Origin of the sequence: [Mycobacterium] stephanolepidis, from assembly GCF_002356335.1 — a bacterium.
Lineage (GTDB): Bacteria > Actinomycetota > Actinomycetes > Mycobacteriales > Mycobacteriaceae > Mycobacterium > Mycobacterium stephanolepidis.
The window spans coordinates 2,125,555-2,148,129 of sequence record NZ_AP018165.1 but is presented as its reverse complement, the minus strand read 5'-3'; the positions used below and the strand labels follow the sequence as shown (position 1 = coordinate 2,148,129).

Annotated in this window: 16 protein-coding genes; 8 read left to right on the top strand and 8 right to left on the bottom strand. The window is 64.6% G+C overall.

Annotation, left to right across the window (positions count from 1 at the left end; all coding sequences use genetic code 11):
- Nucleotides 1-5 precede the first annotated feature (5 nt).
- The 3 genes from mycP (at nucleotide 6) to MSTE_RS10640 (ending at nucleotide 4,311) form a co-directional block, all read left to right on the top strand.
- Entirely contained in the window at nucleotides 6-1,352 is a 1,347-nt protein-coding gene (mycP, locus tag MSTE_RS10650) for a type VII secretion-associated serine protease mycosin (RefSeq protein ID WP_408645886.1), read from the top strand.
- 25 nt (nucleotides 1,353-1,377) lie between these two features.
- Complete coding sequence (gene eccE, locus MSTE_RS10645) at nucleotides 1,378-2,331, top strand: type VII secretion protein EccE (protein ID WP_096501049.1); 954 nt, start codon at nucleotides 1,378-1,380, stop codon at nucleotides 2,329-2,331.
- Nucleotides 2,332-2,454: 123 nt separating this feature from the next.
- The gene (locus MSTE_RS10640) at nucleotides 2,455-4,311 is read left to right on the top strand and encodes a CocE/NonD family hydrolase (RefSeq protein ID WP_096505736.1); all 1,857 of its coding nucleotides are present in this window, start codon (nucleotides 2,455-2,457) and stop codon (nucleotides 4,309-4,311) included.
- Between the two features lie 13 nt (nucleotides 4,312-4,324).
- Here the strand turns inward: MSTE_RS10640 and MSTE_RS24955 are convergent, their stop codons facing one another.
- Nucleotides 4,325-4,759 (bottom strand): pyridoxamine 5'-phosphate oxidase family protein, encoded by a 435-nt coding sequence (locus MSTE_RS24955; protein ID WP_157997677.1) that lies wholly within the window; start codon nucleotides 4,757-4,759, stop codon nucleotides 4,325-4,327.
- A 111-nt stretch (nucleotides 4,760-4,870) separates the two neighbouring features.
- Between MSTE_RS24955 and MSTE_RS10635 the strand changes: the two genes are divergently transcribed.
- Both MSTE_RS10635 and MSTE_RS10630 read left to right on the top strand, forming a co-directional pair.
- Complete coding sequence (locus MSTE_RS10635) at nucleotides 4,871-5,962, top strand: GGDEF domain-containing protein (protein WP_157997676.1); 1,092 nt, start codon at nucleotides 4,871-4,873, stop codon at nucleotides 5,960-5,962.
- A 30-nt stretch (nucleotides 5,963-5,992) separates the two neighbouring features.
- Entirely contained in the window at nucleotides 5,993-6,880 is an 888-nt protein-coding gene (locus MSTE_RS10630; protein WP_096501045.1) for an SCO6745 family protein, read from the top strand.
- Here the strand turns inward: MSTE_RS10630 and MSTE_RS10625 are convergent.
- The 5 genes from MSTE_RS10625 to MSTE_RS10605 all read right to left on the bottom strand — a co-directional run bounded on the left by MSTE_RS10625 (nucleotide 6,877) and on the right by MSTE_RS10605 (nucleotide 11,061).
- On the bottom strand, nucleotides 6,877-7,974 hold the full coding sequence (locus MSTE_RS10625) for an LLM class flavin-dependent oxidoreductase (RefSeq protein WP_096501043.1): 1,098 nt from the start codon (nucleotides 7,972-7,974) through the stop codon (nucleotides 6,877-6,879). The genes MSTE_RS10630 and MSTE_RS10625 overlap by 4 nt on opposite strands.
- Before the next feature lie 21 nt (nucleotides 7,975-7,995).
- Nucleotides 7,996-9,021 carry an ABC transporter substrate-binding protein gene (locus MSTE_RS10620; RefSeq protein WP_096501041.1) on the bottom strand — a complete coding sequence of 342 codons (1,026 nt, stop codon included), beginning with the start codon at nucleotides 9,019-9,021 and terminating at the stop codon, nucleotides 7,996-7,998.
- Nucleotides 9,002-9,751, bottom strand: coding sequence for an ABC transporter ATP-binding protein (locus MSTE_RS10615; RefSeq protein ID WP_096501039.1), 750 nt, complete (start codon nucleotides 9,749-9,751; stop codon nucleotides 9,002-9,004). The genes MSTE_RS10620 and MSTE_RS10615 overlap by 20 nt, the downstream gene beginning before the upstream one ends.
- A 10-nt stretch (nucleotides 9,752-9,761) precedes the next feature.
- Nucleotides 9,762-10,595, bottom strand: coding sequence for an ABC transporter permease (locus MSTE_RS10610; protein WP_096505734.1), 834 nt, complete (start codon nucleotides 10,593-10,595; stop codon nucleotides 9,762-9,764).
- A 136-nt stretch (nucleotides 10,596-10,731) separates the two neighbouring features.
- On the bottom strand, nucleotides 10,732-11,061 hold the full coding sequence (locus MSTE_RS10605) for a hypothetical protein (protein ID WP_096505732.1): 330 nt from the start codon (nucleotides 11,059-11,061) through the stop codon (nucleotides 10,732-10,734).
- A gap of 257 nt (nucleotides 11,062-11,318) precedes the next feature.
- On the opposite strand from MSTE_RS10605, the gene MSTE_RS10600 reads away from it, so the two are divergent.
- On the top strand, nucleotides 11,319-11,684 hold the full coding sequence (locus tag MSTE_RS10600) for a hypothetical protein (protein ID WP_096501037.1): 366 nt from the start codon (nucleotides 11,319-11,321) through the stop codon (nucleotides 11,682-11,684).
- Between the two features lie 22 nt (nucleotides 11,685-11,706).
- Here MSTE_RS10600 and MSTE_RS10595 read toward each other — a convergent pair whose 3' ends face one another.
- Together MSTE_RS10595 and MSTE_RS10590 are read right to left on the bottom strand one after the other, a co-directional pair.
- Nucleotides 11,707-12,426, bottom strand: a complete 720-nt coding sequence (locus MSTE_RS10595) for a thioesterase II family protein (protein ID WP_096501035.1) — start codon at nucleotides 12,424-12,426, stop codon at nucleotides 11,707-11,709.
- 75 nt (nucleotides 12,427-12,501) lie between these two features.
- On the bottom strand, nucleotides 12,502-18,891 hold the full coding sequence (locus tag MSTE_RS10590) for a type I polyketide synthase (RefSeq protein ID WP_096501033.1): 6,390 nt from the start codon (nucleotides 18,889-18,891) through the stop codon (nucleotides 12,502-12,504).
- Nucleotides 18,892-19,115: 224 nt separating this feature from the next.
- Here MSTE_RS10590 and MSTE_RS10585 point away from each other — a divergent pair, with 224 nt between their 5' ends.
- Both MSTE_RS10585 and MSTE_RS10580 read left to right on the top strand, forming a co-directional pair.
- Nucleotides 19,116-19,514, top strand: a complete 399-nt coding sequence (locus tag MSTE_RS10585; protein ID WP_052399513.1) for an MmpS family transport accessory protein — start codon at nucleotides 19,116-19,118, stop codon at nucleotides 19,512-19,514.
- Complete coding sequence (locus MSTE_RS10580) at nucleotides 19,511-22,534, top strand: MMPL/RND family transporter (protein ID WP_096501031.1); 3,024 nt, start codon at nucleotides 19,511-19,513, stop codon at nucleotides 22,532-22,534. The genes MSTE_RS10585 and MSTE_RS10580 overlap by 4 nt, the downstream gene beginning before the upstream one ends.
- Nucleotides 22,535-22,575 lie beyond the last annotated feature (41 nt).

Here is a 22,575-nt window from a genome sequence, read left to right as displayed (position 1 = left end):
GTTTCATGTCTGTGGGCGCCGTCGCCGCGATGCTGCTGGTGCTGTCTCCCATGACAGCACCGGCCGCATACGCGGTGACACCCCCGGAGGCGGATCCCGCCGCGCTGCCTCGAGATTCGTCCCCCAGCGCAACCGCCGGCATGCAGTCCGCCGCGTGCACCACCACCGTGCTGATGCCGGGCACGGGCACAAGCGGAAAACCGTCCCCGGAGTTCGAGGAGGCGTGGCGCTTCTCTCGCGGTGAGGGCCAGAGCATCGCCATCATCGACACCGGCGTGCAGCCAAGCGCGCGACTGCATGTCGAAGGCGGTGGCGACTACGTTCAGTCGACCAACGGGCTCACCGACTGCGACGGGCACGGAACCATGGTCGCGGGAATCATCGGCGGCCAGCCCGGCCCGGATGGATTCTCGGGCATCGCACCCGCATCCAAGCTGATCTCGATTCGCCAGGAGTCCTCCAAGTTCTCTCCGCGAATCACCGGGGGTGATCCCACCACGAACGGCGCCACCCACTTTGTCAGCACACTGGCTCGGTCGATCGTGCATGCCGCGAACCTCGGGGCGCGCGTCATCAACATTTCCTCGGTTGTCTGCGTTCCGGCCGCCAAGCCCATCGACCAGGCCGCACTCGGCGCGGCATTGCGTTACGCCGTCGAGGAGAAAGACGCCGTCGTCATCGCAGCAGCCGGTAACACCAGCGGTGGTGGCGCCAACTGCCAACCGAATCCACTCAGTGGTTCGGGTGCCGATCCGAGGAATTGGACTGGGGTGGAATCTGTTTCCGTTCCCTCGTGGTGGCAGCCGTATGTGCTGTCCGTCGGGTCGGTGTCCGCCGACGGCACACCATCGAAGTTCACGATGCCCGGCCCCTGGGTGGGCATCGCGGCAAATGGCGAGAACGTGACGTCGTTGTCCAACGATGCGGACGGCGGATTGGCCAACGGAATGGTCGGCCAGGACGGCAAGGCGCACCCCCTCTTCGGGACCAGTTATGCGACGGCCTACGTCTCGGGTGTCGCGGCGCTGGTGCGCAGCCGATTCCCGGAACTCACCGCAAGCCAGGTCGTCTCGCGGCTGCAACGAACCGCGCGTGACGCGGGCCGGTCGCCCTCCAACCTTGTGGGAGCCGGAACCGTCGATCCGGTGGCCGCGCTCACCTGGGACGTCCCCGCGGACGGAACTGCACCCGCAGGCCCCAGCGCCCGTGCCGTCGTTCCCCCACCCCCACCCACCCCGGAAAATCCCCTTCCCCGGCAGCTCGCCTTCCTGGGCGCCGGTGTATGTCTGATCGCGGTGATGGTCGTCGCCGGGCTCAGTGCACGTCGCAGACAGGAGAGCACGAGTGAGTAAGAACGTGAAGCTATATCGACCCCCGGTGCCGTGCACGCTGCGGCTGACCCTGGTGGCGACGCTGGTCGCGGCAGGTGCGTTCGCGCTCTACCGTCGGGACCCCGCCGACCGCTGGATCGCCATCACCGCCGGGGTGCTGGCATTGGTGCTGCTGGTGTGGTGGCGTGGCACCTTCCTCACCGACATTCTCGGACGATTCACGAAGCTGCTGACCCGCAGAATCTCCGGCCGGTCCTCCGCGAACACCGCTCAGATTGTCGCGGCGGGTGTCGACGCACGCACCACAGTCGCACTCGAGCTCACGGCGCCCACATCGGATGACGAGATACCGGTCGGGCTCCTATCCGGGTACCTGGATCGCTACGGCGTACGTTGCTCATCAATCAGGGTCACCACCGCCGACATTGCAGGCACCGAGAACAAGACCTGGGTGAGCCTGACCCTGAGCGCAGCCGACAACCTCGCGGCGCTGCAGGCACGCTCTTCTCGAATCCCTTTGCGCGAGACCGCCGATATCGTGGGCCGCCGACTCTCCGATCACCTGCGCGAACTGGGGTGGCAGGTCAATGCCACAGAGAACCCCGCCACACCACTGCCGGAGGAAGTCAAGGAGGGCTCCCGCGCCGTCGCCGACGATCACGGATACCTGGCCGCCTACCGCGCCACAGTGAACGACGATCTGCCGAACACTCTCGGAAGCATCTCGAGTGCCCCACTGCCGGAGCGCTGGACGGTCCTTGAGCTCACCGGCACCACCGATGCTCCGCTGCTGACCGTGGTGTGCGCCTTGCGCACAGAAGAGAAGCCGGAGTCACGCGCGCCATGGGCAGGGCTGACGCTGTGCTGGGGTGATCACCTGCCGGTTCTGCAGGCGATGGACCCGCTGTCGCCCAACTCCTTCGGCGGAGCCGGAACCCCGGTCACCGAAGAGTTCCTCGACAGCCTCACGCAGCAGAACGAAACGCCGGCACTGGTCTGAGCACGAGGGCTAGCGCACTCCCAGGGTGCGCTAGCCCGCTTTCGTCGTTGGCGGATGCCAGAGAGATCGAGCCGACCTCGGTACCCTTTCGGGGTGATCGCAGGTTCGGCCAGACGTCTGGGAATGCTCGCCGCCACGCTGAGTCTCGTCCTCACAGGCTGCGGCCACCAGAGCCCCGGCTCTGCCTCCTGGCCACCTGCCGGTGGACGAGGCCCCTGCGCGGTGGCCAAGAAAGTCGATGTACCGGCCACCATGCGCGACGGCACCGTACTGCGTGCCGATATCTACCGTCCCAAGCTCAAGGACCCCGTTCCGGTCATCCTGATGCGCACCCAGTACGGCAAAGGCAGCGCACAGATCAAGCCGTCGCGGTTCCAGACTCCCGACTGGTTCGCCTCCCACTGCTACCTCGTGGTGGTGCAAGACGTTCGGGGGCAGGGCGCATCGGATGGGATATTCACCGAATTCGGCAATGACGGTAACGACGGATACGACACCGTCGAATGGGCGGCCGGATTACCCGGCTCCAGCGGCAAGGTCGGAATGTACGGGTCGTCCTACGTCGGTGCGACGCAATGGCTCGCCGCCACCACAACTCCCCCGCACCTGACCACCATCGTTCCGTCCAACACCGCATCCGACTACTACGACGGCTGGACCTACGAAGGTGGCGCGTTCCGGCTCGGCTTCGTGTTGCCGTGGGCGATCGAGACAATCGCCACCACCGCGGCGAAAAATCGCGGCGACGACGCGGCCGCGCGAGAGCTCGAAGCCGCCGCCAAGGAGCCGGAACGCTGGCTCAATTTTCTTCCGTACCAGGATCTTCCACCGATGCAGCCCGGCAATCCACACGTCGCCCCCTGGTACTTCGAGTGGATCCGCCATTCGACCCGCGACGACTACTGGAAGCGGTGGAGCATTCGGGATCGGTATGAGAACGTGAAGGTGCCCGTCCTGCATTTCGAAGGCTGGTACGACGCGTTCCTGCGCGGAGGCCTGGAGAACTTCGCCGGCATGTCCTCTCGCGGAGGGTCGGCGGAGGCACGCCGGCATCAGCGCATCGTCATCGGCCCGTGGGATCACCTCGCCTGGGGCCGCGAAACATCGAGTCCGTCGCCACTGCTGAAAGGCCTGGGGGCCGGCGCCAGTAGCCCCGTGAACGAGCTGCAATTGGCGTGGTTCGACCACTTCCTCAAGGGAGCCGACAACGGCGTCTCCGCCGACTCGCCCCGCGTCGACTACTACCTGATGGGCGCCAATCGATGGAAGAGCTCCCCCGCCTGGCCGCTGCCACAAACCGAATGGACCGTATATCACCTCGGCGGTCCCGGTGCGAAACACAATGGAACACTGAGTAACTCGGCCACACCTGGAGATCCACCCGACACCTACCGCTACGACCCGGCCAACCCGGTGCCCAGCGCGGGCGGGCACTCGTGCTGTGCCGCGGATTCTGCCCCGGAAGGCCAATACGACCAGACCACCGTCGAAGAGCGCCCCGACGTGCTGACGTACACCAGCGAGCCGTTCACCGCCGACACCGAAGTCACCGGGCCGATCGCAGTCGATTTGTGGGCTTCCTCCTCGGCACCGGATACCGACTTCACCGCGAAACTCGTTGTCGTGCAATCCGATGGCGCCGCCGTTAACCTCAACAACGGAATTGTCCGCGCCTCGCTGGCGCAATCGATATCCGAGCATCGACCCATCCCTGCCGACCAACCGCACAGGTACCGCATCGACATATGGCCGGTGAGCTACCAGTTCCGTGCCGGCGAGCGCATCCGGCTGGAAATTTCCAGCAGCGACTTCCCGCAGTACGCGCCCAACCCGAATACGGGTGCGGTGTTCGGGCGGAACCGCGAGCTGCGCACCGCCACACAGACAATCCTGCACGATGCGGCGCACCCGTCCGCGCTGACACTTCCCGTCATACCTGCAGGCGACCCGGGAACCGAACAGTTCCCGCTGCCTCGGTAGTCACCGGGGAACGCTAACCCCAGTTCTCCGGGCCGCCGAGGTCCGCGGAGAGCCAATGCTCCGGAGAGACGTAGACCGCAATCTGCTCGCCGTACCCCTCCGAGTACGTGAGGTACCCATCGAGCAATTCCTCCGGGATGTACCGCGCAGCCACCTGTCGATGCTGGTCGTGCTCGAGCGGCACGATCTTGGTCACCGGCCCCTCCACGCTCACATACCGCACCGTCGGCTGTTCGCGGTCGACCATGAGCGTGAGCCGACCTGCCAGCTCGATCAGCTGATGCTTACGCGAACCCTTGCCCGTCGGAACCCAGAGATCGCCACCTGCGGTGTAGAAGTACCAGATCGGCACGGTAAGCGGGGCGCGGTCCGCGCCGGCACTCACCGAGATTGCCGCCACATGGGGCTCGGCCAGAAATGCCTGTCGTTCTTCCAAACTCAATCCCATGGCACCACCCTACGAGCCCGCACCGACAAGCGCACCGGACTCAGACCATGGTTCACTGAACCCAACGCTGCGGAAACGAAAGGGCGTGGTGCCATAAGCAAAACGCGTGTCATGCATCATCGCCCCGCGCCGCTCACGGACAAACAGACATTTGAGACAAATGTCGAGGTGCTCGAGCAATTCGGTCTGCGCCGCGCGCTTTCCATCCTGACAGCGATTTGTACCGCCGCCATCGGCGCCGCCGCGATGACCTTGGCGTTCGAAGGCTTCTCGACCATTCCTGCGTTGTGCGTCGTCATCGCATTACCCACCCTGGGATGGGGCATTCGGTATGCGCGGCGCAAACCTATTACCTATGCCGAGTCGTTGGCTTGGCTCATCTATTGCGATATCGCGATCACGGTGGGCGTATGTGTGGCGACGAGCTCCGGAATTGCCTTCGTCAAGTTGGCGTGGCTCGTCGCCGTCAACGCCTATGCATGTGTCATCCACGGCCGTTCGGTACTGCTCATCCAGACCGCGGTAACCGCCTGCGGGACCCTGCTCGCCGTCATCGGCTCCGTTCTCCTCGCTGACCTGGCAATACCCATCGTGACCATCCTCCTGGTCACCATCACGCTGGCGCATGTGATCGCGGCGTGGGTGGTCCATGTGACCCGAGAGCAGATCACCCGCTACCTCGCCAGCTGGGAACACGTGGTCCACCACGACCATCTGACCGGCCTGCTCAATCGGCACGGCCTGGAAATGGCGTGCAACAGCTGGCCCAACGTCACCGGGGACAGGGTGATCGTGGTCGCCACGATCGATATCAACAACTTCAAGTCTGTCAACGACACCCACGGTCATCACGTAGGCGATGAGGTGCTCAAACGCACCGCACGGCGACTGCAGCAGATCGCCGGCCTCGATACGCTGCTGGCCCGACTGGGCGGAGATGAATTCGCGTTGGTCTCCATCCTGCATCCGCCACTACACCTCGGATATCCGCGCCTCATCGAACAGGCACTCGCCCCGTTGCCGAATGATTTTCCAGAGGTAACGGCCAGCGTGGGAGGCGTCCACGCGGATCTGGCGGATCTGGTCACCCATTCCGGCGAATCGCTGTCCAAGACCGTCACCAGGTTGCTGGTGCAGGCGGACGCCGAAATGTATATGGCGAGAAGGAAAGCCGCAAGGAAGGCCACACACGTTTCCCATTGATGTCGCGGTACCGCGTGATTCACTGGTGCCATGGCACGGCCCATCGATCTCGCCCGTCGCTTCTACGACCGGTTTGAACCCATCCACGGCATCACCTACTTCGCGCCCGAGGCGCGCGCAGCGGCCGACGAGCTGGGATACCGCGGATTCTGGCGCGGATACTTCGCCACCCGTTCGGCGCCCCTGGGCATCGTGGGCCCCCGACTCGTCGAGGCCATGTTCTACAACTTCGCCTCCTTCCGAGTCGCCAAGTCACTCGAAGGCGCCTGGGAAAACGTCAGTCCACAGCAGGCACTGTCCGCCCGTCAGGCCGGTGCTGTCGCGGCGTTACGGCGCTATGGCCTCACCGATGGCGAAAGTCTGTGCACCGCAGCGGAACTGCTGGGCAGGGCGGCCCGCACCGCCTCACCCGCGGGGCGCCCCCTCTACGCCGCGCTCACCGCCGTGCCCTGGCCCGACGAGCCCCTGGCGACGCTGTGGCATGCCGCCACCCTGCTACGCGAACAGCGTGGCGATGCCCACGTAGCGGCCCTGGTCGCGGCGGGCATCGATGGCCGTGAATCGAACGTGTTTCATGTCGCGGCGGGCCGTGCCACCAAAGCCGACATCATGCGCAGCCGCGACTACGACGAGTCAGAATGGACCACACTCGAAGAGGGCTTGACTCGGCGCGGTCTACTCGACAACGACGGCCGGCTGACGTCAGAGGGACACGCGCTCAAGACCGATATCGAGAACCGGACCGACCGGGTATCGCTGCCGGTATTCGACATTCTCAGCGATACCGAGGTGGAGGCCCTCTTTCACACACTCACCCCCATCACCCGGCAGGTCATCGCGGGCGGCGACCTACCGGCGTCGACACCAATGGGGTTGCGGCGCAACGATCTCGATAACGAAAGTGCGAATCTGACCTAGGCCGCCAGCGCTCCCCGCTTCTTGAGCAGAGGGAGCACACCCTCGGCGAACCAGTAAGCCTCCTCAAGGTGCGGGTGTCCGGACAAGATGAACTCGTCGAACCCGAGCGCGTGGTACTCGGAGATCAGATTCGCGACCTCTTCATGACTGCCCACCAGCGCCGTACCCGCACCGCCGCGCACCAACCCGACACCGGCCCACAGGTTCGGGTAGATCTCCAACTTGTCGAGCCGACCGCCGTGCAGCGCCGTCATGCGCCGCTGTCCCTCGGATTCGGACTTCGAATGCAACGCGGTGGCCGTCGCCACCTGCTCCGGGGTCAACTCCGCCACGAGCGAATCGGCGACCGCCCACGCCGCCTCGGAGGTATCCCGCGTGATCGTGTGCAACCGGATGCCGAATCGGAGGGTACGCCCGCGTTCCTTCGCCAAGGCACGCACCGTCTCGATCTTCGCCGCGGCTGCGGCGGGCGGCTCGCCCCACGTCAGATACACGTCCACATGATCGGCCGCGATGGGCAACGCCGCCGGAGACGAGCCTCCGAAATATAACTGCGGCAAGGGTGTTGGCGGCTCGGATACCCGCGCATCGGTCACGGTGTAATGCTTGCCCGAATAGTCGACGGGATCACCCTTCCAGATGTCCCGGACGATCTGCAAGAACTCTCCGGTCCGTTCATAACGCTCGTCATGAGTGAGCCAATCGCCGAAACGGCGCTGCTCGGTGTCGTCGCCGCCGCTGACGACGTTCAACAGCAGGCGTCCCTCGGAGAACCGCTGGAAGGTGGCGGCCTGCTGTGCGGCAAGTGTCGGCGGCACCAGCCCGGGCCGGAAGGCGACCAGGAACTTCAGACGTTCGGTCTGCTCCAGAAGTGCCGAAGCCGTCAGCCACGCATCCTCGCACCAGGTGCCGGTGGGCGTCAGCACACCCTCGAAGCCCAAACGGTCTGCAGCGCGCGCTATCTCGCCGAGATAGCGCAGGCTCGGTTCGCGGTAACCCACCGGGATGGTGTGATGCGATGACGCGTGCGAGGCGCCCACAATGGAACGACTGTCGCCATTGGTGGGCAGGAACCAGAAGAACTTGGCGGCCACGGGAATTGCTCTCCTTGTGGGTTATTGGGACGTGGTGAAGTACTGCTTGAGTGCATCGTTGTACCGGTTATCGACGAAATCAGAGAACGTGGGCTTGCCCTGAATCTGGCCCGACTGCGCGAACAGGTCGGCCAGCGTCTGCTCCGAGGCCGTCACCTCACCGGTGAGTGGTATCGGTTGCCGCAGGCTGCGTGACTGCGCCAGCTCTGCTGCCGCAGGGTCGATTCCGATTGCGGCGGCATACTTTCCATACCACTCCTGCGGATGGGCTTGGGCCCATGCGCTGGCACGCGCGATGCGCTGCACCAGGTCAGACAGTGCGGTATTGCGTTGAGCATCCCGCAGCGCCACCTGCGAGGCGACACCGAACCCGTATCCGTTCGCGACGCCGGTAGCGGTCGCCAGGGTACGAACCTTCAGCTGCTTGTCGGCCAGCGCCGTGTAAGGGTCCCAGATCGCCCAGGCGTCGGCCTGGCCCTGACTCAGTGCGGTGAACGCATCGGCGGGCTGCAGAAACACCGGCTGGATGTCCTTGATGGTGAGATTGGCCTTCTGCAGCTGAAGTAACAGATGGCCATTCGCCGAACTCCCCTTCCCGACAGCCACCTTCTTACCCCGCAGATCCGCCACGGATTTGATTGGGGATGTGTCTGCGACCAGGATCTGGTCGCCGGAGGCGTCATTCGTATATCCGGACACCACTTTGATTCTCGCCTTGGACGCAGCCCCGAAGATCGGGGGTGTGTTGCCGGTGACGGCGAAGTCGATCTTGCCCGCGGTCAGCGCCTCGATCTGCGGTGGGCCAAAAGTGAAGGTGGAGAATTCGACCTTGTACGGTGCGTTGTCCAGTTCCTCCGCCGCCCGCAACAGCGACTCGGTGCCGCCCTTCTGATCGCCTACGCGCAGTGTCAGATTCGACAGCTCTGAGAGTGGCACGAGCTGGGGCACCGCGGAATCCCCCTTATCGTCGCGGCCGGAGGTGCAGGCCGTCAATGACAGCAGGATCGCGGTCGCGCTGACGATTGACTTAAACACCAAGCTGCGCAAGGAGCTCTCCTCGATAGTTCTCGGTTTCGGTGTCGTGCTTGCCCTGCGGCTTACGCGGGTTGCGAATACGCAATGTGTGCACCAACCGACCCTCATCCAGCACCAGGATGGTGTCGGCCAGCGATATCGCCTCGTCCACATCGTGGGTTACCAACAGCACACCGAACTCATGCTCTCGCCACAGGTTCAACAACAGTCGGTGCATCGAGAGGCGCGTCAACGCGTCGAGTGCCCCGAAGGGCTCGTCGAGTAACAGCAGCTGCGGTTCCGCGACAAGCGCACGCGCCAGGGACACGCGTTGCGCCTGCCCGCCCGAGAGCGTCAGCGGCCAGGCGTGCGCCTTGTCGGCAAGCCCCACCTCATCAAGAGCCCGGTCCACCCGGGACAGTGCTTCCGTCTTGCACAACTTGGTGCGGGTGAGTCCGTACAACACGTTGTCGCGCACCGAGCGCCACGGGAACAGTCGCGGCTCCTGGAAGGCCACCGCGGGAGCGCCCAGCACCTCACGCTCGCCGTCGTGGTCGCCGGCCAGCCCGGACAACACCCTGAGCACCGTCGACTTACCCGAACCGCTGCGACCCACCAGGGCGACGATCTCGCCACGGTCGACCCGCAGCGAGACGTCGTCGAGAACGCGATGACGCCCATACCGCTTGGTGACCGACGTCAACTCTGCTGCCGGTGTGGTGGACTGCCGCGACAAGTCTGCGACCTCGAAAACCGCTGTCATGATCTGCCTTTCATGATCGGTACCGCAGTGCTCGCCGTTCCAGCACGCGCACAATGGCATCCGTGACTATGCCCAGCAGCGCGTAGACCACCAGCCCGAAGATGATGACGTCGATGCGCAGGAAATCGCGCGCATTGTTGATGAGAAAGCCCACCCCGGCGTCGGCGTTGATCTGTTCGGCGACGATGAGCGTCAGCCAGGACAGTGCCAGGGACTGCCGTAGCCCGACAAGCACCTGCGGAGTCGCGCTCGGGACGACTATGACACGTAAGCGCTGCCAGAACGAAAACCCAAGTACTTGTGCGGTTTCGAAGAGTTTGGGGTCTACCTGCCGGATAGCGGAGGTGGTGTTGAGGTACAGCGGGAAGGCCGCTCCAAGAGCCACCATCAGCACCTTGGGCAACTCGCCGATGCCGAACCACAGGATGAACAGCGGGATGAGTCCGAGGTGAGGCAGGGCCCGGATCATCTGCATGGTCGGGTCCACCACGGCATCGACAAGCCGCGACAGGCCCACCGCCGCCCCCAGCACCACTCCGACCAGGCCGCCCAATAGCAGCCCTTCGGCGGCGCGGATTCCCGAGACCCGTAGCGCCTCGGCAAGCTGGCCGTTGCCGATCAACTCGATTCCCGCGTGGGCGATCGTCGATGGGGCGGGCAGGATGTCCGGGTCGATCAGACTCCAGGCACTCCCCGCTTGCCAGATGAGCAGCACCACGAACGGCGAGACAGACCGAATGATCTCCCAGCGCCGGTTGAGAATCCACTCCCGCCAAGACGGGGTGGATACGGGGGTGTTGGCATCAGTCGCCGCAGCGGCCACCAACGTATTACGGGTGGTCATGAAAAGCTCAGGAATCCTCACGGGTCGGCGGCTGCGTATCGACAGTGTTGACACACTATGGGCGCGTATGGATTCCGAGAAGAATTAATATCGCGCTGATTCGACGGGTATCCCTATCCCGGGAGAACGGAAGAAATCAGCGCCAGCCGCCGGCAGCCTTGGCGGCGCGCAGCAGTTCCTCGCACAGCTCACGCAGCTCGCCCTGGGTCGCACCTTCTTCGACCGCGGTGGCGACATCCTCGGCCGCGCACCGCGCCTGATACACCCGGTCAGCCAGGTCCGTCGCCTCATCGGCCGTAAGCACCACGGCGTCGGCGGGCACCGAGGTGCCCTTGACGGCCGCCCGCTGCTCGTAGGCGCGCTGGCGGCAGGATTGGCGGCAGTATTGGCGTCGACGCCCCAGTTCCGCGTCGTCCACTTCACGCCCGCACCACTTGCAGGGTTGTGCGTGTTTGCGACGTGCCACGTCTTGGAAGCGTAGCGGTGGCTCGCGGCGCCGGGCGCGCAAGGTCGGCCCGACACCAGCGAACCGCCCGACCTTCGGCGGATGTGAGAAATCGGCATCGCCAAAACCGGCGAGATGACTGGTGAGAGCTGGTGCGATACCTCTGGCGCCGCGCCACACAAAGCGATCGAGCGCAATTAGCACAATTGCAAGGAAAACGGATAATTGTGCGCTAGTCTTGCCCAATCACAGCGGCATCCAACGTCGGAGGTTGTGCGATGAACAAGATCATCAAGCTTGGGCAGGCCGTGCTAGCAGCGGGTGTTATCGCCGCTCCGGTCGCTGTCATCAACGCGGGCCTGGCGTCGGCGCAGCCGAGCCCCGCCCCCGCGGATGTGTGCTTCAACGGACCGTATCCCTCGCCCCCGCCCCCCTGGGGACCGGGAACCATGGAGGGCTGTGTCAACCCAGATAACTGGTTCAGCCAGTGGGGCTGGCGGTACGCAGGACCCAACTGGCGCGGCGAAGGCGGACAACTGCCGCCTCCGGCCCCGAACTGGAAGTACGTAGGCCCTGGCTGCGAGTACTCGAGCAACCCGAACTGGCAGTACACCGGCCCGGACTGCCAACGCGAAACCCCGTAGTACGACGTGCCGGCCTCGGCGGCTAGTAGGAGTACGAGCCGCCGAGGGCCAGCTCGGCCTCGTGCGTCAAGATGGTAGCCAAGGCTTGCGGGTTCGACCAATAGAAGTAGTGCCCGCCGGTCACGAGGATGCTCGTGAACTCCCCCTTCGTGTAAGGGGCCCATCTGCGCGGTGGTGCAAACTTCGGGATCACCTCGTCATCCTTCGCGCTCACCTCGGTGATCGCTGTCTTGATCCGTCGGCGCGAAATCGATTGCAGGCCAAGACTGAAATCGATCACCGCATGCAGCCGCGCCTGCTCCAGCAATGACTCGTCCGCTATCTTCTTCGGCGGCCACGCCCCGCGCTGCTCGTCATTGGTCAGTCTCCAGAGCGCGTGTTGTTTCGGGTTATGGCCCCGGGTCTTGGCGTAGAGGGCATCCATTCGCCACAGAGACGGGTGGCCACTCACCACCGGGACGAACCGGCCCACGGCGAAGTCCCGCGACTCCAATGCCTGACACACCGTGTAACCGAACAGGCCGCCGAAACTCTTTCCCGCGAGAACCGGCCGACGGCAACCGAGTCCGGCGATCGCCGCCGCACAGTCCTCCGACAGCGCGCGCAGGTTTTCCGGGGATGGCTCGGTTGACCGGGTACTGCGCCCCGGCATCCGCCACACCCCGAAGTTCACCCCTGCCAGATGCGGGACCAGGTGCTGCTCGCCCGCGTGATTGGCCCCGGCGCCCGGGAAAAACAGCACGGTGGGCAGGGATGGCTGATATGCCCTTGGCCACCACCAACATTCGAGCGGAGTCGCAACAGTCACGCCGATCCTCTATATCGCGTCATGCTCGGGATCGCCGACCCCTTGCGCAATGAGTAGTGCGACGCGCGCACCGACGGCCTCAAGGGTGAGATCCGGGGTGAACTGGAACGCACTGATCTGAATGTTCAACTGTTTACCGGCTCGTGCGGCGAACTCCACCGCCATCAGGGAATCGATACCCAGGTCGGCGATCGGCCCGGTGGGGTCGATGCTGTCCACGTCAACCTTGAGAACATTGGCGAGTTCCTTGGCCAGTTCCTTGGTGACCATCGGGCCGCGTTCCTCCTCGGGCAGGGCCAGCACCGCCGCACGGAAGGCGGCCTGTTCGTTCGACACTGCGGCAGCTTCTGCGGAGAGATGAGCGAAACGTGTGCTCTTGGCTGTCGAGGGCAGCGGAGTGCGCAAGACTCCCCAGTCGACACCCGCGATGGCGACATGTGGAAGCTGGAAACGGGAGCACTCGTGCATGAGCATTGCCCCGAGATCCATGTTGAGTCGGCGCAGCCCGACCGAGTCGAGGAACTTCACGATGGCCTCCACCTCAGCCATCCCACCGCCGCTCATCGCACCCCAGCTCACCGATAGCGCGGGCAGCCCGGCCGCGTGCCGCGCCTGAGCGAGCCCGTCCAGCACGCTGTTCGCCGCCGCATATGTCACCTGCGGAACAATGCCGATGAGGCCACTGATCGAGGAGTACAGCACGAAGTGATCGAGCGGTACGCCGTGCTCACGCGTGGCCTTATCCAGATTCAGCGCACCATCAACCTTCGGCGCGAAGACCTTGTACAACGACTCCGCGCTGATATCCGCGAGCACCTCGTCATGGGCCACCGCGGCGGCGTGGAAGACTCCGCGCAGCGGATGCCCCGACGCTTCCACCTTCGCGATCAGATCCGAGACCTGGCCGTAGTTGCTGATATCGATCCGCTCTTCCCACACGTCGACATCGGCGGCGCGCAGCGCCTCGATCTGCGCCCGGGCGACCTCGGTGGTGGCGCCGCTGCGGCCCGCGAGGATCAGATGGGTGGCCCCGGCCCTGACCAACGAACGCGCGGTGGCCAACCCGAACCCGCCGAACCCACCGCTGATGAGGTAGGAGTGGCCGGGGCGCACCGGCGCGGTATCCGGCTTGCGCGGCAATAGCTTTGGAGCTTGATCCCGCAGATCCAGCACGATCCGGCCCATGTGCGCCGCCCGGAACACCGCTTCGAACGCTCCCACGACATCGTCGATCGGGAACCTCGTGAACGGCAGCGGGGTGAGCTTTCCCGAGGTGAGCATCTCGGTGCATTCGCGCCGGAGCTCGCGGAAGGTCTCGGGCCGCAACCGCAGCATGCGGTCCATATCGATCGCGTGGAACGACAAGTTGCCGCTGAAGGCCTTGAGATCCATCGCGCCGCCGAAGTAGATGTCCGCCTTACCGATTTCGATGATCCTGCAGAACTCTCCGGCGACTGCGAAGTTCTGGGCGATCATCTCGCCGGGCAGCGAGTTGTAGATGACGTCGACACCGCGTCCTTCGGTGATCCGCAGTATGTCGTCGACGAACCCGACCGACCGCGAGTCGAAGGCCGCGGTTGCGCCGAGCTCGAGCGCCGCACGCCGGCGCTCCTCGCTACCGGCGGTCGCATAGACAACCGCGCCCATGTTGACGGCGATCTGCACCGCACCCATGCCCATGCCGCCCGCCGCGCCGTGGATGAGGACGGTCTCCCCGAGCTGCAGATCGGCGAGCTTGTAGAAGGCGTAGCCCGCCGTGAAGAACGGGACACCCGAGCCCACCGCGAGCGGATCGAAATCCTCACGCTGCAGATGTTCTTCGTCGATCCGTTCCCATGCCGCGCCGCCATCGAGGTCGAATGTCAGGTAGCGGCGCAGCAGCCCCCGTTCTGCGACCGCGATGCTTTCGCCGACTCGGAGCTCGCTGACCGCGGAGCCGACACGTGTGACGACGCCGAATCCTTCCATCCCGGGCTCCAGCTTGAAATATGTCTCGCCAAGCTCTCGCTCCGTCAGGATTCCCAGAACCTTCAGCGGGTCTTTGTAGTTGAGTCCCAAGGTTTCGACGCGGACCTCGATTTGCCGGGGTCCCGGTTCGATGCGGTCGCATGCGCGTAGCGCGATGTCCTTGAGCGTGCGCGTGTCCGGGATCTGTACCTCGTAGGCCACCTCCGGGTCGGTGGGCTCGAATGGCTCTTCCCATGGCGCAACGAGTTCGGACAGAGACCTGCGCATCCGCTGGGTCCACCGCTCACCCGCACGCACCGCGACCTCTTCGGCTCGATTCATCGCACCGATCTCTGCGGCCACCTCGTCCGGCGTGGCCGAGTCGGACAGGTCCACGAGAGACCATTTGGCGGGGTGCTGCTCGTTGGCCAACACCCGACGCGCTCCCACGAGCGCGGTCTGATCGAGGTCCAGGCCACTGTCGCCCGGGGCGCGGAAGGCGCGCGTACTCACCACCACCACCTGCACATCCGGACTCACGACACCGCGTTCGGTCTCGGATTCCAGAACCACCCGCAACGCCTGCGCGATCGTGACGAGTTGATGCAGGTTCTCCACCAACGTTTTTCCGGCGCCGACAGTCGCCAGGACACGTAAGTAAGTGTCCGCGTACAACGCCGCCGCAAAAGCGTCGGCGAGATCTGCTCCCGGCTCGGCTTTCAGGATCACGGCACCGGCGCTGGCCGCGCGGCGGGCACCCTCCGCGAAAGCAGGGGCCACATCGCCGATCTCAACGATCACGTTCGCCGCCCGGGCGGCGGGCGCGACGGCGCTTCTGGAGGCGGCAGGTGTGCCGGCGGGCTGTCCCTCGGCTTCCTCTTCCAAAGGTTCCCAACGAGGCTCGTAGAAGTATTGATCGAGCTCGGACAGCGGGTCCAAGGCAGATCCCACGGGCCGCAGCGTCACTCCGGTCAATGCCAGCGCGACTTCGCCGTCCTGCGAAGCGAGATAGGCGTTCGCGCGCAGCGGCTGCGTGCTGGTGATCTCGACGAACGCAATCGGGTCCTGGGGCACCTCGTGGTACAGGCGGACTCGGTCCACCGAGGCCGGGATATGCGCCGTCGGCGGCACATCCAGCTCTGGACGCGCCGCCAAGAGAACCGCGATGCACTGCAGGGCGGCATCGGCGAGGGCGGGATGAACGGCGTGCCGCAATGCCGACCCCGATGCGTCCACCGATTCCGGGCTCGTCAGCTGCGCAACACAGCCGGCAGACCCGATGCGCACGCTCTGGATTCGCTGAAAGGCGGGACCGTAGGAGAGCCCGACCGCGGCCAACCCCTTGTAGACGTCTTCGCCGTCGAAGATCCTGTCGAACTCGGACTGTGCCGGAACCTCGATCCGCAAGGTCCCCAGATTCGCCTCGACCAACCTGCCGTTGGCATGTGCCGTCCACAGTTGGGTATGTGCGGAGCGGCCGTTGACGGTGAACCGCTTAGTGGGCTCGTCCACGGTGAGACGGGTGATCGGCGCGTCATGTTCGGCGACCACCAAAGGCACCGCGAACACTACCGAGTCCAAACCTGCCTGGCCCCGGCCGGAGCGTTGACGCACGGCCGATAGCGCGGCATCGAGGTAGGCGGTTCCGGGCAGCACAATGGAACCGAGAACCGTATGGTCGGGCAGCCAGGGCAGGTTCGCGGCTGCCAGGGTGACCTCCCATTGCGGCGTCAACGCCTCCGCCCGGTCGCCCAGGAGCGCGAACCGATCGGCGTCGCCGTAGCGCGCACGCAGCGTCAGGGCATCCTCTTCCCACAGCTCCTCTTGCGACCATGGGTATTTCGGCAGGTCCATGTGCGGGACCGAACCGTTCTGGTAGAGCCCGGCCTCGCCGGGGGCGTCGATGGCGCCCACCGCGTACAAGTCCGTGACGGCTTGCAGCACCGACTGCTCATCATTCTGATCACGGTGCAAGGTCTGAACTGCGGCACCGGAGACACTGTGGCGCACAAAGCTTTCTCGAATGTTCCCGAGCAGTACCGGGTGCGGTCCCAGCTCCAGGAATACCCGGTACCGATCTTCGATGAGGGTGTCGATGGCCTTCGCGAACAGGACGCTTTCGCGTACGTTCTTGAGCCAGTAATCCGGGTCTGCGAATGCCGCGCTGTCGACCTTCTCACCGGTGACGGTCGAATAGACCGGCACGTCCGCCTGCCGAGGGGCAAGCCCGGCCAGCGCAGTGGCGAGCTCCCCGAGAATCGGGTCCATGAGCTGGCTGTGATACGGAACCTCGACGTGCAGCATTCGGGCGAAGACCCCATCTTCTGCGAGCTCGTCGTGCAATGTCTGCAGGGCCTTGGAGTCGCCGGACAGTGTGGTCGCCGAGGCGCTGTTGATCGCCGCGACGCACACCGCCGTTCCAAAGCGCGCTGCTCGGCGCTGCGCTTCCTCCGCATCCAGACCGACCGCGAGCATGCCGCCAGAGCCCGCAGTCTTGGCCTGTAGTCGGGAGCGATGGAAGGAGACCATGGCGGCGTCCCGCAAGGACAACGCGCCACTCACATACGCCGCGGCGACCTCACCGACACTGTGCCCCACCACCGCGGTGGGCCGGATCCCGAACTGCTGCAAGTGCTTTGCCAATGCCGACTGGACCAGGAAATTCGCCGGCTGGGCGATCTCGGTGCGGCTGACGCGAGAGTCGCCCTCGGATCGCAGGAGCTCGGCGATCACCGACCAGCCCGAGATCTCCCGGAACACCCCGTCGATCTCGGCAGCGGTGTCACGGAAGACACCGGGGGTCCGCAACAGTCCGCGCGCCATCCCCCACCACTGCGGACCCATTCCGCTGAAGACGAACACGGGATCGGAGATGCCCTCGACCAGGGCACGCGCCGGCGCCGCTTCCTCGCTTTCTGCGTAGGAATTCAGCTGCGTGAGAAGGTCATCGGCATCCCGATAGATGAATCCTTTACGGAGATAGTGCTGCGCCCGACGGCCGGTGGCCGCGGTCTTCAGTCGCTGCGCACCCTCCTCGGAGAGGTCTGAGCCCAACAGTGTGGCGTACCGTCCGGCGACCTCGTGCAACGCGGCGCCGCTGCGCGCGGAAACCGGGAAGATCCGAATGCTGTCACGTGCGGGAGCCGGCGGCTCGGCGGCCGCGGGCGGCGCCTGCACGATGACGTGCGCGTTGGTCCCGCCGTAGCCGAAGCTGTTCACCGCCGCGTATGCGGGAGCACCCAGATCGGGGTACAGCTCGACCTCGGTTGGGATACGGATCTGCAACTCGTCAAACGGGATTTCCGGGTTGAGCTTGTCGAGGACGACCTGCGGGGCGATGGTCCGCCGCTGCACGGTGAGCGCGGCCTTGATCAAACCCGCGACACCCGCCGCGGCCTCGGTATGGCCGAAGTTGTTCTTCACCGAGCCGATCACCAGCGGCTGCGTGCGGCCGGGCACCTTGCCGTACGAGTACCCCAGTGCCTGCGCCTCCAGCGGATCGCCCACGCTGGTACCGGTGCCATGCGCCTCGATGTATCCCACCAAGGCCGGGTCGATGCCTGCCTCCTTGATCACCCGATCCGCAAGCCGCTGCTGCGACACCGGATTTGGCACAGGCAGCGCTATCGTCCTGCCGTCCTGGTTGACCCCGCTGCCACGAATCACCGCATATATGTGGTCACCGTCGCGCTGCGCCTGCTCGAGGTTCTTGAGCACCACGATTCCGACGCCCTCACCCCGGCCGTAGCCGTCTGCTGCCGCGTCGAACGACTTGCTGCGACCGTCGGCCGCGAGGAATCTGCCCTTGCACATGGTGATGAACGTTTCGGGCTGGAACATGACGTTCACTCCGCCGGCAAGCGCCACATCGCACTCGCCGCCCGCGACCGCCCGTACTGCCAGGTGCGTCGTGACCAGAGAGGACGAACATGCCGTGTCCACGGTCATGCTCGGCCCCCAGAAGTCCAGCGCGTGCGCGATCCGGTTGGACAACAACGTCTGCGACGCGCTGAAGGCGGCGAAGTTGTTGATCTTCTCGAGGTTTCGGGCCAGGCCCCGGCTGATCATGTTGTCGTTCATGAAGCCGCCGATGAACGTTCCCACGTTCCCGCCCAGCGCCTGTCCGGCGATGCCCGCGTCGTCGAGAGCTTCCCAGGTGGTTTCGAGAAGAAGCCGCTGCTGCGGGTCGAGGACGGCGGCCTCACGGTGCGAGATCCCGAAGAAATCCGCGTCGAACCGGCGGAAACTCTGGGTCAGGAAGCTGCCTCGCCGCGTGTACATCCGGCCCGGCGTATCGGGGTCGGGGTCGTAGTACTTGTCCGCGTCCCAGCGATCCTTCGGAATATCAACGACGGCGTCGCCTTTACGTAACACAAAGTTCCAGAAACTCTCCGGATCACCAATTCCTCCGGGGAATTTGCATCCGATGCCAATGATAGCCACTGCAACCAATGCTCGGCCCTCTCCTAGTTGTTGAACTATCGGGAGACGATGGAACTTTTTCCGAAATAGCGAGACAGTTCGAGCTCATCTGGAATCATCTTGATCACTAACGATGCTTTGCCTGCCGTGTCATTCCGTGGAGTTCGGACTGTACCCGTCTGATTGGCAACACGAAGGGTGTTTCAGATGACTTTGTTGATCCCCCCGAAAGTAGCTCCATGAGAAACGCCTGGGTGTATCTCGTTGTGCTGGCTGTGCTTACCGTCGCGGCCTTGTTCATCCTGAAGCTGCGCTCGAGTGAGATCCCTGATGAGGCGGCGGGGACGGTGAGCCGTCTCCCCACCTTGGGCACGCTGTCCGAACGGACTATCCAGTACGAGGCCGTCGGGCCCGACGGGACCCCGGCTACGGTGTCCTATCTCGACGACGAAGGCCACAACCAGAACGTCAACACCGTCCTGCCCTGGCAAGAAGCACTGCGCACCGTGGAACCTTCGCTGGTGACGAGCATGGTCGTGCAGTCCAACAGCTCTGGCGTTGGATGCAGGATCACCGTCAACGGCAAGGTCCGCGATGAACAAGTCGCAACCGCCAGCGGTGGGATCGCAAGCTGCAAGGTGCAAGTCGCATGAAAAAGGACGAGAGCGAAGCGGTTACGGGGCCCATACCTGCGACCGGCGACGGTAACGGGTTCTCCGATCGATCACGGGCATTCGGTAAGCGACTACGCAACGAATTCTCCGTGCCGTTCCGCCGAGAGACCTACGCCAGCACCGACACCGGACAGCACAGACCGCTGTACGCCCGGCTGCTGTACGGACTGTCCATCCCCATCGTCGTGCTGTGGGTGCTGCTCGCGTGCGGCCTCAATGCCGCTGGGCCCCAACTCGAGAAGGTGATTGAGGGACACGCGTTGTCCTTCCTGCCCGACGAAGCCTCCTCGGTGCAGGCGCTCTCCAATATGGGCAAGTACTTCGGAAACGGCGGTACCAACAACTTCGTCGCGGTGCTGGCCGAGGGAGACAAGCCGTTCGGCGCGGAGATGCACGGCTACTACGCCGATCTGATGGAGAAGTTCAAGGCCGACAAAAAGCACGTCGTCACGACGATCGATCTGTGGTCAGACCCGTCATTCGCCCCGGCATTCGAAAGCCAGGACCGGAAGGCCTCTTTCAGCTACCTGAACCTCGCCGGAAACATGGGCACGGCGCTGGCCATGGAATCCACCCAAGCGGTGCGCGACATCGTCAAGGCCTACCCGCCCCCCGCTGGGGTCAAGATCTACGTGACCGGACCTTCCGCGGTCGTGAACGACGAACTACTCGCGATCAACCGCTCGATCCTGCCGATCATCATCGCGTGCGCCATCTGCATCACCATCATCATGTCGTTGACCTACCGTTCGCTGTTCACGGCAGCGATGCCCCTGCTGGTCGTAGCGGTCGCGCTGGTGACGGCCCGTCCGATCGTGGCCCTGCTCGGTGAACGCGGGATCATCGGCATCTCCATATTTGCGTCAAGTCTGTTGGCCGGCATCGTCCTTGGCGCGGGAACGGACTATGGCATCTTCCTGCTCGGCAGGTATCAAGAGGCACGACGAGCGGGCCAGGACCCGACCACCGCCTACTTCACCGCCCTGTCGAGTGTGCAACGCATCATCTTTGCCTCCGGGCTGACAGTGGCGGGCGCGACCGCCTGTATGACACTCACCCGACTCGCGGCGTTCTCCACGTCCGGCCTGCCCTGCACCATCGGCATCCTCACCGCACTTGCCGCGGCATTGACCCTCGGACCCGCGCTGCTGGCGATCGGGTGCAGGCTCGGACTGTATGAGCCGCGCGGAGATCGGGCCATCCGCCGCTGGAGACGCATCGCCACGCACGTGGTCCGTTGGCCCGGCCCCGTACTCGCCGGCAGCCTCGCCGTGCTCGCGCTCGCGATTCTCGTCTTGCCGACGTATGTGATCAGCTACAACGAACGTGCGGCACAACCGGCCAATACCGAGGCGAACCTGGGCCTGGACGCCGCGGATCGGCACCTGCCGCCGAACATGCTGAATCCGAACCTGCTGTTCGTCGAGTCCGATCACGACATGCGCAACTCCGCCGACCTGATCGCACTCGCCAAGCTGACCAACGCCGTCTACAGCGTGGACGGCGTGCAAGCGGTGCAGGGCATCACCCGCCCACTCATATCGCCACTGCCCCAGGGAACCCTGACCTATCAAGGTGGGTACATCGGCGAGCGCATGTCCCAGATCGCCGAGATGGTCAGCACACAGCTCAACGGCATCGCCAGAATCACCGGCCAGATCGATCAGCTCTCCGTCGGCGTCAAGGTGGTCCTCAAGGACCTCCGAGTCACCCAGCGCGCCGTCGACCTGCCCGGCGGCGCAGGCCAGGCCACGCGGGCGCGCCTGATCGACCTGTTGAAGATGGCGAAGGGCATCCACAACGAGATGCAGCCCATGCTCGCTGCCGGCATCGACACCGCGGGCCAGCTGGTCGATATGGTCCCGGACTGTAAGCAGCTGCTGCCCTGCAATACCGCGCTCACCGGTCTGGCCGTTCTCGACGGACTCAATCAGGCCGGGGGGCGAAAGTTCGAGGATCTCGTGAACGCCTCCCGTGTGGCCTCGGAGTCGTTGCCGAACCTGGTGGCACAGGTCCAGCTGCTGGACCGTTTCCTCAGCGACGCGCAACGAACACTGACCCCCATCCGCGGCATGGCGGACTCGCTGCTCGTACAGATGAACGAGGTCACCCAGTTCCTGCGCGAGATCGCCGACACCTATATGAAGGGAGACCCGAGCGGGTACTTCTTCCTTCCGAGTCAGGCCTTCGAATCCCCCTTGTTCCAGTCCGCGCTCTCCGTCTTCTTCTCACCGGACGGCAAGATCACCCGAATGCTCGTCATGGGCGATGTGAACTCGTTCAGCAGAGAGAGCATGGACTACAGCTCGAAGATCATCCCCGCGGCGAAATCGGCGCTCAAGGGCACCTCGCTCGGCGGGAGTGAGGTGAGCATCGGAGGCGCCGGAGGCACCCTGCTCAACATCGCCGCCTTCGCCAGAGAGGACTTCATCACCAGCGCCGTGGCGGCGTTCGCATTCGTGTTCTGCGTCGTCCTGTTGCTGCTACGCAGCTTCGTCGCCGCGGTCGCCGTCGTCGGCACCGTGGGGTTGTCGTTCCTGTCCGCGTGGGGTCTGAGCGTCGCCATCTGGCAACACGGTGTTGGTCTGCCCTTGCACTGGGCGGTGGCGCCATGCTCCTTCATATTTCTTGTCGCGGTCGGCGCCGATTACAACCTGCTGCTCGTCGCCCGATTCAAGGAGGAGCTCCGTGCCGGAATCAAGACCGGAATCATCCGCTCCATGGTGGGAACCGGCAGCGTGGTCACCACAGCGGGCCTGATCTTCGGTTTCACGATGTTCGCTCTGATCGCCGGCTACTCCAGCACCCTCGCACAGATCGGCACCACCGTCGGCGTCGGACTCCTGCTCGACACGCTCATCGTCCGTTCGCTCGTCATCCCCTCCATTGCGACCATTCTGGGGCGGTGGTTCTGGTGGCCCATGCGAGTGCCGTGCCGCGCATTGCGGGAAACGGATCCGGCATTGGTTGGCCCACGGCACAGTGCGAGCCAGGCATAAAAAGGAAATCTGTGTACAAAAATTGCAGAATTGGTAATTGT